Annotated in this window: 13 protein-coding genes; 7 read left to right on the top strand and 6 right to left on the bottom strand. The window is 66.8% G+C overall.

Features of this window, described 5'->3' with window-relative positions; translation table 11 throughout:
• Positions 1-115 precede the first annotated feature (115 nt).
• Together NR101_RS11740 and NR101_RS11735 are read right to left on the bottom strand one after the other, a co-directional pair.
• Entirely contained in the window at positions 116-565 is a 450-nt protein-coding gene (locus tag NR101_RS11740; RefSeq protein ID WP_256775264.1) for a 3-dehydroquinate dehydratase, read from the bottom strand.
• Positions 566-568: 3 nt separating this feature from the next.
• Positions 569-985, bottom strand: coding sequence for a hypothetical protein (locus NR101_RS11735; protein ID WP_256775263.1), 417 nt, complete (start codon positions 983-985; stop codon positions 569-571).
• Positions 986-1,162: 177 nt separating this feature from the next.
• Here NR101_RS11735 and lepB point away from each other — a divergent pair, with 177 nt between their 5' ends.
• Together lepB and NR101_RS11725 are read left to right on the top strand one after the other, a co-directional pair.
• A complete protein-coding gene (gene lepB / locus NR101_RS11730) occupies positions 1,163-1,786 on the top strand; it encodes a signal peptidase I (RefSeq protein WP_256775262.1) in 624 nt (207 codons plus the stop codon).
• 132 nt (positions 1,787-1,918) lie between these two features.
• Complete coding sequence (locus NR101_RS11725; protein ID WP_256775261.1) at positions 1,919-3,196, top strand: MFS transporter; 1,278 nt, start codon at positions 1,919-1,921, stop codon at positions 3,194-3,196.
• Here NR101_RS11725 and NR101_RS11720 read toward each other — a convergent pair.
• Both NR101_RS11720 and NR101_RS11715 read right to left on the bottom strand, forming a co-directional pair.
• Entirely contained in the window at positions 3,186-4,088 is a 903-nt protein-coding gene (locus NR101_RS11720) for a LysR substrate-binding domain-containing protein (protein WP_256775260.1), read from the bottom strand. The two genes, NR101_RS11725 and NR101_RS11720, sit on opposite strands and share 11 nt — an antisense overlap.
• A 13-nt stretch (positions 4,089-4,101) precedes the next feature.
• The gene (locus tag NR101_RS11715; RefSeq protein ID WP_256775259.1) at positions 4,102-5,070 is read right to left on the bottom strand and encodes a LysR substrate-binding domain-containing protein; all 969 of its coding nucleotides are present in this window, start codon (positions 5,068-5,070) and stop codon (positions 4,102-4,104) included.
• 107 nt (positions 5,071-5,177) lie between these two features.
• Between NR101_RS11715 and aceB the strand changes: the two genes are divergently transcribed.
• The 4 genes from aceB to NR101_RS11695 all read left to right on the top strand — a co-directional run bounded on the left by aceB (position 5,178) and on the right by NR101_RS11695 (position 12,070).
• Positions 5,178-6,827, top strand: a complete 1,650-nt coding sequence (gene aceB / locus NR101_RS11710; protein WP_256775258.1) for a malate synthase A — start codon at positions 5,178-5,180, stop codon at positions 6,825-6,827.
• Between the two features lie 63 nt (positions 6,828-6,890).
• Entirely contained in the window at positions 6,891-8,183 is a 1,293-nt protein-coding gene (gene aceA, locus NR101_RS11705) for an isocitrate lyase (RefSeq protein WP_256775257.1), read from the top strand.
• 272 nt (positions 8,184-8,455) lie between these two features.
• Positions 8,456-9,502 carry a GGDEF domain-containing protein gene (locus NR101_RS11700; RefSeq protein WP_256775256.1) on the top strand — a complete coding sequence of 349 codons (1,047 nt, stop codon included), beginning with the start codon at positions 8,456-8,458 and terminating at the stop codon, positions 9,500-9,502.
• A gap of 15 nt (positions 9,503-9,517) precedes the next feature.
• Entirely contained in the window at positions 9,518-12,070 is a 2,553-nt protein-coding gene (locus tag NR101_RS11695) for a putative peptide modification system cyclase (protein ID WP_256775255.1), read from the top strand.
• Here the strand turns inward: NR101_RS11695 and NR101_RS11690 are convergent.
• Positions 12,033-12,311: an NHLP-related RiPP peptide gene (locus NR101_RS11690; protein WP_256775254.1), complete on the bottom strand. Its 279-nt coding sequence runs from the start codon at positions 12,309-12,311 to the stop codon at positions 12,033-12,035. The two genes, NR101_RS11695 and NR101_RS11690, sit on opposite strands and share 38 nt — an antisense overlap.
• Before the next feature lie 191 nt (positions 12,312-12,502).
• On the opposite strand from NR101_RS11690, the gene NR101_RS11685 reads away from it, so the two are divergent.
• Positions 12,503-13,681 (top strand): putative peptide maturation dehydrogenase, encoded by a 1,179-nt coding sequence (locus NR101_RS11685; protein ID WP_256775253.1) that lies wholly within the window; start codon positions 12,503-12,505, stop codon positions 13,679-13,681.
• A gap of 521 nt (positions 13,682-14,202) precedes the next feature.
• Here NR101_RS11685 and NR101_RS11680 read toward each other — a convergent pair.
• Positions 14,203-16,185, bottom strand: a complete 1,983-nt coding sequence (locus NR101_RS11680) for an acetyl/propionyl/methylcrotonyl-CoA carboxylase subunit alpha (RefSeq protein WP_256775252.1) — start codon at positions 16,183-16,185, stop codon at positions 14,203-14,205.
• Between the last annotated feature and the right edge of the window lies 1 nt (position 16,186).

Below are 16,186 nucleotides of genomic sequence, written 5' to 3'. Positions count from 1 at the left end.
AGGCGAAATAAAGGAGGAGGGGGCGGCCGCAGGCCGACACCGGGGGACATTCGCCGGAAAGGGTATGGGGCCCAGTGCCCGACCCACCGACCGCCCCGCGTGGCGGCAATACCCCTCACGTCCCCACGTGCACCCCTTCCACGATCTCGCTGCACCCAAGATGGTCCAACGCGATCTCCAGTGCATGCATGTAACTCTGCGCGCAGTACCCGTGCGCCACGCCGATACGCTGGCCCACATCCGCCGGCAGGCACGCCTCCGGCGTCCGGGTGTCATCGTCGTGCACTTCCACGTAGACATTGTGCAGATGCGGCAGCAACCGGTGCAGGCGCACGCTGCCCACGCAGGCGCCCGGATCGAGCAGCGTCACCTCGCCGCGGCTGTGGTCGGCCACGCGCAGCGCGTCCAGCAGCTCCTGCTCGGAGCCGCAGGCGCGGATTGCCACCGTGGTGCCGGCATCGATCGCACGGTGCACCAGCGATTTCAACACCGGTGCCGGCAACGGCTGCGCGGTGCGGATCAGCGGACCGGCTGCTTCCGGCCCGCGAATGATGAAGATCGACATGGCTCAGGCCCCCTCCGGCACGACCTGCAGGCGACGCGCGGCGATCGCCAGCGACAGCCGGCAGGCATCGTCGCGACCGCTGCTGCACACCACCCGCGCGGTCGGTGCGTGCTGCGGGTGCAGGTGGTCATCCAGCGCGTCGTCGTCGTTGCTGGCCATCTCGATGTACGGCGCCGGCAACGCCTCCAGCGCACTGCGCAGCGCCTGGCCGTAACGCGCCCACTGATAGCCATCGACGGCGGTCGTGGCAATCAGCACCAAGGCAGGACGGCTGCGCTGGGCCCGCTGCAGGCAACGCACCAGCGCCGGCAGCGAGTCGCAATCGCGGCAGGCCAGGCGGTGCCCGGCGACCCGGGCAGGCAGCGGCGCGGCATCCGGCGCCGCGCCAGGCGGCGTGTGCCGGATCATCAGGATGGTCATGGAACACCTCGAACAAGCGCCCTGCGGCGCGGTGACGCCACGATGCGACCGGGGCCCGTAAAACCGCCATGCCGGTGGCCGCTTCCGCGCGTAAATATCGCGTAGCTTCTGCACCAACCACCGGGAACTTGGCCACCGCCGGCCGGTCACAACCAGACCCCTTGAGAGCGCCCTGCCATGGATAGTTCCACCGCTGCTGCCCCGAACCGGATGCTGCATTGGCTGAAGAAGGAAGCGCTCCCGCTGGCGGTGATGCTCGGCCTGCTGCTGGCCGCACGCGACTCGCTGGCCAACCACTACCAGGTGCCCAGCGGCTCGATGCAGCACACCCTGATGCCGGGCGACCGGGTGGTGGTGGACATGCGCGCCTACGGTCTGCGCCTGCCGTTCACCTCGGTTGAACTGCTGCACACCGGCCAGCCGCAGCGCGGCGACGTGGCGGTGTTCGACTCGCCGGTGGACGGCATCCGCCTGATCAAGCGCATCGCCGCCGTCGGCGGTGACCGGGTGGAACTGCACGAGGGCCACCTGAGCATCAACGGCCAGCCGCTGGCCGAGGCCGGCGCGGGCGAGATCGAGGACTTCGGCCAGCACCTGGCCCAGCTCGACCTCGGCCAGGGCGGCGGTCCGGACATCAGCGGCCTGACCGTGCCGGCCGGCAAGGTGCTGATGCTTGGCGACCACCGTGGCAACAGCGCCGACGGTCGCTATTTCGGTCTGGTGGATGCCTCCGCCCTGTATGGCAAGGCCACGCGGGTCTACTACCGGCGCGGCGAGGGCCTGACCTGGCAGTCCCTCTAACCCGGCGCGTGATCTGAATCGAGATGTCGGACGTCTCGATCCAGACAGTCCAGGTTATGGATCGACCTGTCGGCGCTGCCTATCCTGAGCGCTGACTCTTCACTCCGGCCCGGACACACGGGCCTTACCGGCATGAATGGCGACACCGCAGCGGTCCCCGCCCGCAGCCCCCAGGCCCCCGCCACGGCAGCGGCTGCGGACCATATCCAGCAAGGCACGCCGGCGTTCCGGCGCACCGCCGCGGCACTGTTCCTGGCCGGTTTTTCCACCTTCGGCCTGCTCTACACGGTGCAGCCGCTGCTGCCCGAGTTCAGCCGGCACTTCGGCGTCTCGGCCGCCAACAGCGCGCTGACCCTGTCGCTGAGCACCGGGCTGCTGGCGGTGTCGATGCTGATCGCCGGGCTGATCTCCGATCGCATCGGCCGCCGCGGGGTGATGGTCGCCGCGCTGCTGGCCTCCAGCGTGTTGTCGGTGGCGACGGCGATGGTCGATGACTGGTCCACCCTGCTGGTGTTGCGCACGCTGCTCGGCATCGCGCTGAGCGGCGTGCCGGCGGTGGGCATGACCTACCTGGCCGAAGAAATGGACAGCCGCGCGCTGGGCTTGGCCATGGGCCTGTACATCGGCGGCAATGCGATCGGCGGCATGAGCGGCCGTCTCATCGCCGGCATCGTGGCCGACCACTGGGGCTGGCGCTGGGGTATCGGCGTGGTGTCGTCGATCGCGCTGCTGAGCACCGTGCTGCTGTGGTTCCAGCTACCGCCCTCCCGCCACTTCCAGAGCCGCCGCGGCGGCCTGCGCGAACTGCCGGCACGCTGGCGCAGTCTGTTCGCCGATCCCGGGCTGCCGTGGCTGTTCGCCACCGCGTTCGTGCTGATGGGTGTGTTCGTCACCCTCTACAACTACCTGGGCTACCACCTGCTCGCCCCGCCCTATGGGTTGAGCCAGACCGTGGTCGGGCTGATCTTCAGCGTGTACCTGGTGGGCACCTTCAGCTCGGCGTGGATGGGGCAGCAGGCCAACCGGCATGGTCGCAGCCGCGTGCTGGCGATCTGCTACGGGCTGATCGCGCTGGGCATCGTGCTGCTGGCGCTGCCGTGGCTGGGCTGCATGGCCCTGGGTATCGCGCTGGTGACCTTTGGTTTCTTCGGTGGGCACTCGGTAGCCAGCAGCTGGGTCGGCAGCCGTGCCGGGGCGATGCGCGCGGAAGCCTCGGCGCTGTACCTGTTCGCCTATTACCTGGGGTCCAGCGTGGCCGGCGTGATCGGCGGCGTGTTCTACACGCACTGGGACTGGCTGGGCGTGTGCGGTTTCGTCGGCGTGCTGACCGCGGCCGGCGGCGCGATTGCCTGGCGGCTGCGGCAGCGCGTGCAACCGACCGCCGCCGCCGCGCTCGCGCTCAGCCGCTGACGCCCTGCAGCAGCCGGGTGAAATGTGCGATCAGCGGCGAGGCGGTGCCGCGTCGGCAGGCCACGTGCACTTCCGAACTGGCGGCGCGGTCACTCAGGGCGACGAAACGTGCACCGTCGACCTGGATGTGGCTGCACGAGGATGGCAGCACCGTCACGCCCAGCCCGGAGGCGGCCAGGCTGATCAACGTCGAGGCTTCACCGGCTTCCTGCACGATACGCGGGGTGAAGCCGGCGCTGCGGCACAATGCGATGAAATGATCGTGGATGCCCGCGCCGACCTCGCGCAGGAAACCCACGAACGGCTCATGGGCGAACAGCCGCAATGCCACCGGCGCATCGGCGGCCAGACCGCGCAGCAGCGGGTGCTGGTCATGCACCACCAGCGCCAGCGGATCACTGAACAATTTGCGTGACATTAGCGGCGCCGGCAGCGCCCGTTTGCGGATCAGGCCCACGTCGAGCTCGCCGGCCATCAGCGCATCGATCTGCTGCAGCGTGTTCATCTCGCGCAGCTTCAGCTGCACCTGCGGGAACTGCTGGCGGTAGGCGAAGATCGCCCGGGGAATCTGCGTGGACAGCGGCGTGGCACGGGTCAGCCCGATGCGCAGCTCGCCGGTTTCGCCGCGTTGCGCGCGCTGGGTCAGGTCGATCGCGGTGTCGACCCGGGCCAGCACCTCACGTGCCTGCTCCTGCAGGACGCGGCCGGCATCGGTCAGTTCCACGCGGCGATTGGCGCGCAGGAACAGGCGCGCACCGAGCAGCGTTTCCAACTGGCGGATCTGTTGGCTGAGCGGCGGCTGCGACATGCCCAGGCGCTCGGCCGCGCGGCCGAAATGCAGGGTGTCGGCGACGGCCAGGAAGTAGCGCAGGTGGCGCAGTTCGATCGGCATGGAAGGGGGTGCGTCAGCGCTCGGAATGACCGCTTTCATCATAGCTGCGCGGCGTGAACAGGTCCGGCTGGATCAGGTCGATGAAGGCGCGCGCCTGCGGCGACAGGAAGCGCCCACGGCGCACGATCACCCCGTAGCTGCGCTCGGGGAACCAGGCGCTCATCGAGCGCGTCAGCAACTTGTCGTGGTCGGCATCGTTGAGGCACAACGCCGGCACGATCGAGATGCCCATGCCCATCGCCACATACTGCTTGATCACCTCCCAGCCACCCACTTCCAGCGCCACGGTGTAGGGCATGCGCTGGCGCTGGAACACCTGGTCTACCAGTCGGTAGGTGATCTGGCGCTTGGGTGGCAGGATCAGCGGATAGGCGGAGATCGCCTCCAGGGTCAGTTCCTTCACCCGTGTGAGCGGGTGGTCGGGCGGGGTGATCAGCACCTGCTCGAAACGGTAGGCCGGCGCATAGCTCAGGTCGGCCGGGACGTCGGTCATCGAGCCCACCGCCAGGTCGGCCGCATCGCTGCGCAGCAGGTCCGTGCCGTCGGCACTGATCGCGTTGTGCAGGGTCAGGCGCACGTCCGGGTGACGCTGGCGAAAGCGCTCCACGATGCGCGGCAGCAGGTACAGGATGGTCGAGCTGTTGGCGGCGATGTTGAGTTCGCCCGCGTCCAGCCCCTTCACCTTGTCGCGGAAGCTGGCTTCCAGCCCGTCCAGGTTTTCCACCAGCGGCTGGGCCATCTCGAACAGCAGCTGGCCCTCGCGGCTGGGCACCAGCCGGCGCCCGCTGCGCTCAAACAGCACCACCCCCAATTCGCGCTCCAGCGCCTGCAATTGCTGGCTGATGGCCGGTTGGCTGACGAAAAGCGCCTCAGCCGCACGTGAGACCGAACCCAGGCGGACGGTCTGGCAGAACGCCCGCAAGGGCTTGAGCCGATCGGATTTATAGGAAAACCGGGGACTTGGCGGGCGCGGTGTGGGCATGGTGTCACGAGTATAAGCTCACCTTATGTAGTGCATTGCGATAACTGTTTTGTCAAATACGGTACGGCGGCGCACGGTGAAGCCCTACCGCATTGCAGGAGCCCGCCATGTCCGCCGTCGCCGCTTTCGCCACAGCCCAGCCCACCCCGGCCGATGCCCCCGCCACCCCCGGGATCACGGTGACCACCCAGCTCGCCGGCCAGTCCGCGTTGCTGCCGGCGGGGGTACTGGCCTTGCTGGTGTCGCTGCACCGTGCGGTGGAGCCCGAGCGCCAGCGCCGGCTGCAGGCCCGGGTGGCGCGCCAGGCGTTCTTCGATGGCGGCGGGCTGCCGGACTTCCGCGCCGACACCGCGCAGATCCGCAATGAAGACTGGACCGTCGCCCCGCTGCCGGACGCGCTGCAGGACCGCCGCGTGGAGATCACCGGCCCGACCGACCCGAAGATGGTCATCAACGCGCTGAACTCCGGGGCCAAGGTGTTCATGGCCGACTTCGAGGATTCCACCGCACCGGCCTGGCGCAACCTGCTGGCCGGCCAGCAGGCGCTGATCGGCGCGGTGCGCGGCGATCTGACCCACACCGGCCCGTCGGTGGACGGCAAGCCGGGCAAGCAGTACGCGCTGCGTCCGTTCAACGAACAGGCGGTGCTGATTGTGCGTCCGCGCGGCTGGCACCTGGATGAAAAGCACGTGCGCATCGACGGCCAGGCAATCGCCGGTGGCTTGTTCGATGCGGCGGTGTTCGCCTTCCACAACGCGCGCACGCTGATGTGCAAACAGCGCGGCCCGTACTTCTACCTGCCCAAGCTGCAGAGCATGGAAGAGGCGGCGCTGTGGGAGACCGCGCTGTCGCACATCGAAGGCATGCTCGGCCTGCCGCACGGGCAGATCAAGGTCACGGTGCTGATCGAAACACTGCCGGCGGTGTTCGAGATGGACGAGATCCTGCATGCGCTGCGCGACCGCATCGTCGGCCTGAACTGTGGGCGCTGGGACTACATTTTTTCCTACATCAAGACCTTCCGCCGCCACGCCGACAAGGTGCTGCCCGAGCGCGGCCAGGTGACCATGACCCAGCCGTTCCTGAAGGCTTATTCGGAACTGCTGATCCGCACCTGCCACCGCCGCGGCGCGCATGCGATGGGCGGCATGGCCGCGCAGATCCCGATCAACCACGATGCCGCCGCCAACGAACAGGCGATGGCGCGGGTGCGGGCGGACAAGCTGCGCGAAGTCACCGCCGGCCACGACGGCACCTGGGTGGCGCATCCGGCGCTGATCCCAGTGGCACAGGCGATCTTCGACGAACACATGCCCGGGCCGAACCAGCACGCGGTACTGCGCCGGGATGTGCAGGTGGGGCGCGATGCGCTGATCGCCGCGCCCACCGGCACCATCACCCGCGCCGGTTTCGAGGGCAACGTGGAAGTCTGCGTGCGCTACCTGGCCGCGTGGCTGGACGGCAACGGCTGCGTGCCGATCCACCACCTGATGGAGGACGCGGCCACCGCCGAGATCAGCCGCAGCCAGCTGTGGCAGTGGCTGCACGTGCCCGGCCAGCAGCTCGACGACGGCACCGCCATCGACCTGCCGCTGCTCGACGCCACCTTGGCCCAGCTCCCCGCACGCCTTGGCGACCGCAGTGCGCTGCCCGGTGCCGCCCGCATCGACGAAGCCATCGCGCTGCTGGCGCAGCTCAGCCGCCGCGATGAACTCACCGATTTCCTGACCCTGCCCGCTTACGACCGTCTGGACTGACCTGTACCGCCCGCCTCCCGCATCGCTTCACCCATTCAACGTATTCCCCCCTGGAGAAACGCCATGAGCACGCTGCCGACCGCCGAACAGATCCAGCACGAATGGAACACCGACCCGCGCTGGGCGGGCATCCAGCGCAACTACACCGCCGCCGACGTGGTGCGCCTGCGCGGCACCGTGCACGTGGAGCATTCGCTGGCCCGGCTGGGCGCGGAAAAGCTGTGGACCTACCTGCAGGAAAAAGACTTCGTCAACGCGCTTGGCGCGCTGACCGGCAACCAGGCCATGCAGCAGGTCAAGGCCGGTTTGAATGCCATCTACCTGTCCGGCTGGCAGGTGGCCGCCGACGCCAACCTGGCCGGCCAGATGTACCCCGACCAGTCGCTGTACCCGGCCGACTCGGTGCCGGCGGTGGTCAAGCGCATCAACAACACGCTGCTGCGTGCCGACCAGCTGCACCATGCCGAGGGCAAGGACGATATCGACTTCCTGCAGCCGATCGTGGCCGATGCCGAAGCCGGTTTCGGCGGCGTGCTCAACGCCTTCGAACTGATGAAGGCGATGATCGAGGCCGGCGCGGCCGGGGTGCACTTCGAGGACCAGCTGGCCTCGGTGAAGAAGTGCGGGCACATGGGCGGCAAGGTGCTGGTGCCCACCCGCGAGGCCATCGAAAAGCTCAACGCCGCGCGCCTGGCCGCTGACGTGATGGGCGTGCCGACCCTGCTGGTGGCCCGCACCGACGCGGAGGCCGCCGACCTGCTGACCAGCGACATCGACCCCAACGACCAGCCCTTCGCCAGCGGCGAGCGCACCCCGGAAGGCTTCTACCGCACCCGCAACGGCCTGGACCAGGCGATCAGCCGCGGCCTGGCGTATGCGCCCTATGCCGACCTGATCTGGTGCGAGACCGGCAAGCCGGACCTGGAGTTCGCGCGCAGGTTCGCCGAGGCCATCCATGCCAAGTTCCCGGGCAAGCTGCTGGCCTACAACTGCTCGCCCAGCTTCAACTGGAAGAAGAACCTGGATGACGCCACCATCGCGACCTTCCAGAAGGAGATCGCCACATACGGCTACAAGTTCCAGTTCATCACCCTGGCCGGCTTCCACGCCCTGAACTACTCCATGTTCAACCTGGCCCACGGCTACGCGCGCCGCCAGATGAGCGCCTTCGTGGAGCTGCAGGAGGCCGAGTTCGCCGCCGCCGATCGCGGCTTCACCGCGGTCAAGCACCAGCGCGAGGTCGGCACCGGCTACTTCGACGCGGTCACCCAGGCCATTCAGCAGGGCCAGTCCTCGACCACCGCGCTGACCGGCTCGACCGAGGAAGAGCAGTTCAACGCCGAGCGCGCGGCCTGACCGGCGCCGGCAGCTCCGCCAAGGGCGGCCAGGGAAGGCCGACGTGACGGGCGGCAAGGAGACCGCCCGTCGCCTTGTTCGGACCGCTCGACGGCCGGCGCCGCGAGGATCCGGTGGCCGCTGGCCGATCCGGAGCGCGTATGGAAGGGGGATGTGCCGGGCCGGTCGAAAAAGTACGGCGTCCGTGCTCTGAAATGGGATGAGGCGCACAGTTTTTAGGGGTGCTATCCTCATCCGCTCACCGGGGGAACGCTGGGAAGCGGGTGCACGGGATGACCGGCAAGGTTGCGGCGGCGAATGTGTGCGAACAGGAACCAGGCATCGCCCAGACGGCGATGGCTGAGATCGTGCACGCCATCCTGAGCCCGAGCGAATTCGACCTGTTCGCCGAGTTCGGCCAGGAGCGCCTCCTGCCCCAGGGTGACCACCTGTTCCATCGGGGTCAACCCGGCGACACCATGTATGTGATCGTCAGCGGTTGCATCGAACTGGACTTCGGCGAAGACCTGCTGGTGAAGTCGCTGGGGCGCAATGAATTCTTCGGTGAACTCGGCCTGCTGATCGGCGACCACCCGCGCAGCGCCGATGCCCGCGCCGTGGCCGACAGCGTCGTGCTGGAGCTGGGCAACGGCGATTTCCAGCGGCTGGTCGAACGCGACCCCGGCCTGATCGCCTATTTCCTGCGCCGCACGATCATGCGCGTGGTCAGCAACGAACAGGTCCTGATCCGGCAGCTGCGCCGGCGCAACCACGACCTGGAAACCGCGCTGGACAACCTCTACGTCACTACCCACCAGCTCACCCACACGCGCGAGCTGGTGCGCACCGACGAGCTGACCGGCCTGCACAACCGCCGCGGCCTGGCGCTGTACCTGCAGGAATGCCGCAGCCACGACGACGGCCCCCCGCAAGGCCTGCTGCTGATCGACTGCGACCGGTTCAAGCAGGTCAACGACGAATACGGCCACCAGGCCGGCGACCGCGTGCTGCAGAGCGTGGCCAATATCCTGCGTTCGGTGGCCACCGAACGGGACATGGCCTGCCGGCTGGGCGGCGACGAGTTCTGCCTGCTGCTGCGCAGCGCCGACCAGGACAGCCTGCAGCACGCCGCCGAGTTCATCCTCAGCGCCGTGCATGGTTTGATGGACCGCGCCCACGGCGTGCCCCACGTCTGCCCGGTCAGCATCGGCGTGCGCCTGCTCGAGCCCCATACCGACTGGAGCGAGTGGTACGCTCGCGCCGACAACGCGCTGTACCAGGCCAAGCGCCTGGGCGGCAACCGGCTGCACTGGTCGCGTGCCGCGACCGCCACACCCTGACGCGGGAAGAACGGCATGAATGGCGACAACGGAACGTCGACCCAGGCACCGCAGATGCGGGCGTTGTTGTTTACCGACCTGTGCGATTCGTTGATCCTGGTCGAGCGGATTGGCGATGCGGCCGCCGCCGAGCTATTCCAGCAGCACGACCGGTTGGTGCTGACGTTGCAGCAGCAGTGGAATGGGCAGCAGATCGACCGCTCCGATGGGCTGTTCCTGTTGTTTGATCGGGCGATTGATGCGCTGGGGTTTGCGCTGGATTACCAACACAACCTGCAGCGGTTGGGCGATCAGTGCGGCATCCCGATACGCGCGCGCGCAGGCCTGCATGTGGGCGAGGTGATCCTGTGGAACAACAGCGCTGAAGCCGTGGCGTTCGGTGCCAAGGCTGTCGAAGTGGAGGGCCTCGCCAAACCGATGGCGGCCCGGCTGATGCAGCTGGCGCGTCCCGGCCAGATATTGGTGTCCTCCACTGCCGAGTCGATGGTGCGACGACTCGTGGACAGACTAGGAGAGACCGGCAATGGCTTGAAATGGAAGTCGTTTGGACGCTGGCGCTTCAAGGGCGTTCCGCAGCCACTCGAAGTATTTGGCGTCCATGGGCCGTCGCTTCCGCCGCTCCAGCGTCCTCGGGCCTCTTCCAAGGCGATGCGGGATATCCCGCTTTGGCGTCGCCCGATCGCGATGGCAGCGCAGGCCACGCTGATCGTGACCACAATTCTGACCATCTGGCTGATTGCCCGTCCTGAGCCGGCGATCGCTTTTGCCGAGCGAGACTGGGTGGTGTTGGCCGATATCGAGAATGCGACCGGCAATCCGCTGTTGAATGATGGGCTCGGACAGGCGTTTCGTATCAGCCTTGAACAGTCCCGATACGTGAACGTGCTCAGCGATCTCAAGACCCGCGACACGATGGGGCGGATGATGCGCGCGCCAGGCAGCATCATCGACCGGGCCGCCGCGGTCCAGATTGCGTCACGCGACGGTGCCAGGGCGGTGCTTGTACCGTCCGTCCGCGAAATCCACGGAAAGCTCCGGGTCTCGATTGACGTGATCGATCCGGTGAGCAAGAAGTCTGTCTATAGCGTATACGCCGATGGAAGGGGCTACAGCTCGGCGCTGTCCTCCACCGATGAGGTAGTCGCTCAATTGCGCGGCCGCCTGGGTGAAGCCCTGTCGGACGTGCAGCGGGCCTCCAATCCCCTGCCGGAAGTTGCGACGGCAAACCTGGATGCCCTGAACGCATATGCCAAGGGCCAGGCAATGTATGGCGACGACCAGGTGAGAGAGTCGCGAAAGTACTTTGAGATAGCCACCAACATCGACCCCGAATTTGCGATGGCCTGGCTTGCGCAGATGCGCGTGCTGGTTAGCCTCGGCAAGCGGGATGAAGCGCGGGACATCCTGGCGAAGGTTGACCGCCTGCGCAGTCGCCTGACGACGAGGGAACAGTTGTATCTGGACGCATGGAAGCTGGACCTGCTCTCGAACAATGAGTCCGCATCGCTGGATGCCTGGGCGACGATGGAGAATCTCTACCCTGACCATCATGGGGCACGGGTGAACCATGCCTGGGCGGCATTCCTGCTGGGGCGGTACGCAGAAGCAGAGAGTGCCGTTGCAGCTGCCGACGTTCAACAGAACCCGCTGAGGCCGGTGACGCTGCATCTGCTTGGGCGCATTCAATTGGCACAAGGAAAATTGAACGCCGCGTTGGCCACCCAGCGCCGCGCGTTGACGATGTCAAACGGTGAGACAAACAGACATATGGTGGCGGCGATCGCCGCGTCCGGTGATGTTGAAAAGGCCAGCAAGATGCTGGCGGCCATTCCAGGCCCCGGGCCTGCACAGTGGCTGGAAGGGGTCTCGCTGGACTTGGATCGCGGGGACACGGAGGCTGCTGCAGCGGCGGCAGTAGAGGCGGCTGCAAACTGCAAAGATTCTGCTTCGGTGTGCGAGTTCCTTTCCGTGGTTGCCGTCGTCACCCAGGCGGCATCGGGAATGTGTGCGTCTCGCGTTCGGGTGGAGAAGACGTTCGGGTCCCTGCTTGCCCTTGCCGGTGATCCCTCTGCCGATGATCGCGGGCAGCGGCTATTCTTCGCCGCATCGATGATGTATGCGGCACAACGGATGGGGTTGGGCGACGCATTCGCCCGTCACACGCCGCAGATGCAAACACTATCCAGTGAGATAGGCGATGCGAAGACCACTGAGCTGTTAGCTGTCGTCAAGGCCAATCAACAACGCATGGCTGGCGACCCGGCCGGCGCGGCACGTCAGCTAAAGGTGCTCATCAATGGCAATGAGCTCTTCCAGGCGCACAGTGTATTGGCGTCCGCGCTACGCGACGCCGGTGATACCCAGGGAGAGGCAGCGCAGCAGGAGTGGTTGCGAAGCCAGCGTGGGCTGGCCTATGGCGAGGTTGCAGGATCTGCGGTGCTTCGCTCGTTGAACGTCCGTGACAGCGTGGCCTATCCGCCCCGGTCGGGGTGTCCCGTCGCCAAGGCGGCGCCGGGACGAGAACCTCGTATTACTGGCCGCCCGCAACGAAGCAATGCGGCACGGTGAACATACCCTTCTCGGTGAGATGACCGGTGAGATGAGCGCGCGAAGCCAGCAGCTCTTCCACTGATGCGAGCTGGCCCGGCATGGCGCACTCGACCGCCGCTTCCGCCGCAGCTTCACTCACCTGCTTAAGCGCTTCTGCCGGGTTTGCTTGAAATGCGGCGCGGAACGCATCGTCGGTTGTCAGCAGATCCAGAAGTGCGGCAGCATCGGAAAGGGAAAGCGGTACTTTGTGATTCGCCATATGCAGAAGGTCCAGTTGTGTATGTCAGGAAGTAATGCGCAGCATCGGATGTCACGGTATCGGTATCCATAGCGGCCAGCTCTTGCCGGTCTTGAGAACGCTGCCGTCGGAAGGAGCTTCATTCAATATCCATGTGCATCCCGATTCGGTATCTTTGAAAATCGGCCAGACCTTCAGCCAGCAGGATACGCATGAACATCTCAAGGTATCGTCGGTGTTACGCCGTGGCCGTCCTCCCAGATGAGCAGCCGGTGTTCTCGCTCGACAACTTGCTGGCAGGTGGCACAGGCATCGGGTTCGAACGCCGCTTGCTGGTGCGCGCAGCCCATCTGGACGAACCTGTTGCCTTGGCGGTCCCCGCCTGCATGTTCCTCCTTCAGAGCAGTGCGGAACAGTGGCAGGCATTTCCCGAGGAGCCCGAGGAGCTTGCCTTGGTGCTGGGATTGCGGGACGTAGGTCTGCTGATCACCGAGCGGGGTGAGCCGGTCGCGGCGAGGCAGGCCGATCAGCGTGTGCGTGATGGGCATTGGTGGGCGCTTTCCGCGATCCATCACCGGCACTCCCGCTGGTCGGGCGTAGACAGCGCCGGCGAGATGGAGAAAAACCGGCTGGTCACCGCGCAGGAGCTGGTCCAGCAGTTGGGCAAGCCGCCTGCCGAGGCACCCGCCCGGGTGTCTGGTGCCATAGCACTCCCACGGCCAGCGCCGGACGCCGTCGCAGAACTGCTCGCAGGCCGCACTACCTGCCGCAACTACGCGCGTGATCGCCCGGTGCCACTGAGCATGCTGGCCGGCATGCTGCAGAACGTACTGATGGCGCAGGCCCAGGTGGAGACCGAGCCGGGCGTGCGATTCCTGAAGAAGAACGTGCCGTCGGCAGGAAGCCTCCACCCTTTGGAGGCCTACGTCATCGCTCGGGATGTGGAGGGACTCTCGCCGGGTATCTATCACTATCACGCCATCGCACACGAGCTGGGACGCCAAACCACCCAACCCGACGACCTGGACGCGCTATGCCTGCGCCTGCTGTCGGGGCAGTACTGGTTCGCCTCCGCGCATGTCATGGTGGTCCTGGTCTGCCGGTTTGGCCGCAACTTCTGGAAGTACCGCAATCATGTCAAGGCATACCGCGCCGTCACCCTGGATGTCGGGCATGTCTCGCAGGCGTTGTACACCGCCGCCACGGCGCAGGGGCTCGGTGCCTTTGTCACCGCCGCCATCAACGAATCCGAGATCGAGGGATTGCTTGGTTTCGATCCGATGGTTGACGGGGTGCTGGCCGTGTGCGGATTTGGTTGGCGCGCCGAGGCCATGACCACCGCCGAGTTGGATCCGGTGGGGCGTGTATGGGTGTCGACGGACCGGGCCTGACAGGAACAATCTACTGCGCTGCCAGGATGCTGGACGGCGAAGCAGATCTACGGCTCTTGAGGCGTGTAGCGCGATGCGCTCAGAACAGCAGAGGTGCTATTTGATGACTCTGTGGACCTGCCCAGCTTCAAACGGAAATACCACGGTCATCGCGGCCCTGTGGCTGGACGGATAGTTCACCAAGGCGTCTCGAGCCAGTTGCATTTCCGCCATGCTGGCGAGGTTGCTCATGCACAGCCAGTCGGGGCATGTATGCATCGGTATTCCAAGCCAGGCCTATCTATCGGCACGCCTGCGTTGGCTGTGGCACAAACCGGGCGCGGAAGACATCGTCCGCGCACGGGCGGTCCAGAAGTGTGATGGTCATGTGTGGAAGCACTCTCGGCGGTGCAGCAGACGTAGCGTTGGGCGCGGTCGGGGATTGATCCATCGACTGTGCACCGCTGGCTGGGTTGCACAACGCGAAGAATCAGACGCCTCAGCCGCACACTACTGGATGCTTGGCCCACCGGCAGTAACGCTTACTCCGCCTCGAAATCCACCAGCACCGCTCCATCCCCCACCTGATCGCCCGCCTTCACCCGGTACCCCTGCACCACGCCATCGGCCGGCGCCTGCAGGGTGTGCTCCATCTTCATCGCTTCCAGCACCAGCAGCGGCGCGCCGCGCTTGACCTTCGTGCCCGGAGCCACCGACGTGGCGACGATGCGGCCGGGCATCGGCGCGAGCAGGCTGCCGGCGTCGGCGACGCCCTGGTTCGCTTCGCTGACCGGATCGTGCAGGGTGAAGCGCTGCGCGCCTTCGCTGCCGAACAGATACAGCGCATCGCCATCACGCACCACGCGGGCGCGGTGCAGTGCATCACCGCTCTGCACGCGCAGGGCATCGCCCTCGAGGCCGCCGTGGGCGATCACGCGCGCATCGCCGACGGTCACCGACCACGCGCCGTCCTGCTGCTGCACCGTCACCGACTGTTGGGTGCCGCGGTGCTCCAGCGTCAACGTGCGCGGTGCACGTGCACCCAGTCGCCAGCCGTCCTGCTGCTGCCAGGGCGAATGCGGGTCACGCGCGTCGATGCGGGCCGCACCCTGGCTGCTGATCGCGGCAATGGCGGCCATCGCCCACAAGGCCGGATCGCTATTGTCCGCGTTGGGTGCCAGCGCAACCTGCTCGCGCTCGATCAGCGCCGTATCCAGGTCCGCGTGGGCGAACGAATCGGTCATCACCAACCGGCGCAGGAACGCGGCATTGGTGGTCACGCCGACCACTTCGCACTCGGCCAAGGCCTGCTGCATGCGACGCAGCGCGGCATCGCGGTCCACGTCCCAGACGATCAGCTTGGCGATCATCGGGTCGTAGAACGGGGTGATCGCATCGCCCTGCTCGACACCGGCGTCCACGCGGACATGCGCGCTGCCCGACGGCAGTCGCAGGTGGTGCAGGGTGCCGGTGGATGGCAGGAAGCCGCGGTCGGCGTCTTCGGCGTACAGGCGCGCTTCCAGCGCATGGCCGCGGATCTGCAGCTGCTCCTGCTGCAGCGGCAGTGGTTCACCGCTGGCCACGCGCAGCTGCCATTCCACCAGGTCGGTGCCGGTGATGCACTCGGTAACCGGGTGCTCCACCTGCAGGCGGGTGTTCATTTCCATGAAGAAGAAATCGCCGTTCGGCGCGGCGATGAATTCCACCGTGCCGGCACCGACGTAGTTGACCGCGCGCGCGGCATCGACGGCGGCGTTGCCCATCGCCGCGCGACGCTCGGGCGTCATGCCCGGGGCGGGGGCTTCTTCCAGCACCTTCTGGTGGCGGCGCTGCACCGAGCAGTCGCGCTCGAACAGGTAGACCACGTTGCCGTGGCTGTCGCCGAACACCTGGATCTCGATATGGCGCGGACGCTCGACGTATTTCTCCACCAGTACATGCGCATTGCCGAACGCCGACTGCGCCTCGCGCTGGCAGCTGGCCAGCGCGTCGATGAAGTCGGCACTGGCGTCGACGCGGCGCATGCCCTTGCCGCCGCCGCCGGCGCTGGCCTTGATCAGTACCGGGTAGCCGATCGCATCGGCCTGGGCACGCAGGAAGTCCGGAGCCTGGTCGTCGCCGTGGTAGCCGGGCGTGAGTGGCACGCCGGCCTTGTGCATCAGCGCCTTGGCCGCGCTCTTGTCACCCATTGCGCGGATCGCATCGGCCGAGGGGCCGATGAACACGATGCCGGCCTCGGCGCAGGCCTGGGCGAAGCCGGCGTTCTCGGACAGGAAGCCGTAGCCGGGGTGGATCGCCTGCGCGCCGGTGCGGCGTGCGGCCTCCAGGATGGCGTCGCCGCGCAGGTAGCTCTCGCGTGCCGGCGCCGGGCCGATCGCGATGGCCTCGTCGGCCAGGCGCACGTGGCGCGCATTGCGGTCGGCGTCGGAGTACACCGCCACGGTGGCGATGCCCAGGCGTTGGCAGGTTGCGATGACACGGCAGGCAATTTCGCCGCGGTTGGCGATCAGGATCTTGGTGAACATG

It is taken from the genome of Stenotrophomonas sp. Ste86 (genome assembly GCF_024519465.1).
Classification (GTDB): Bacteria; Pseudomonadota; Gammaproteobacteria; order Xanthomonadales; family Xanthomonadaceae; genus Stenotrophomonas.
This window is presented reverse-complemented; position numbering and strand designations above follow the sequence as displayed.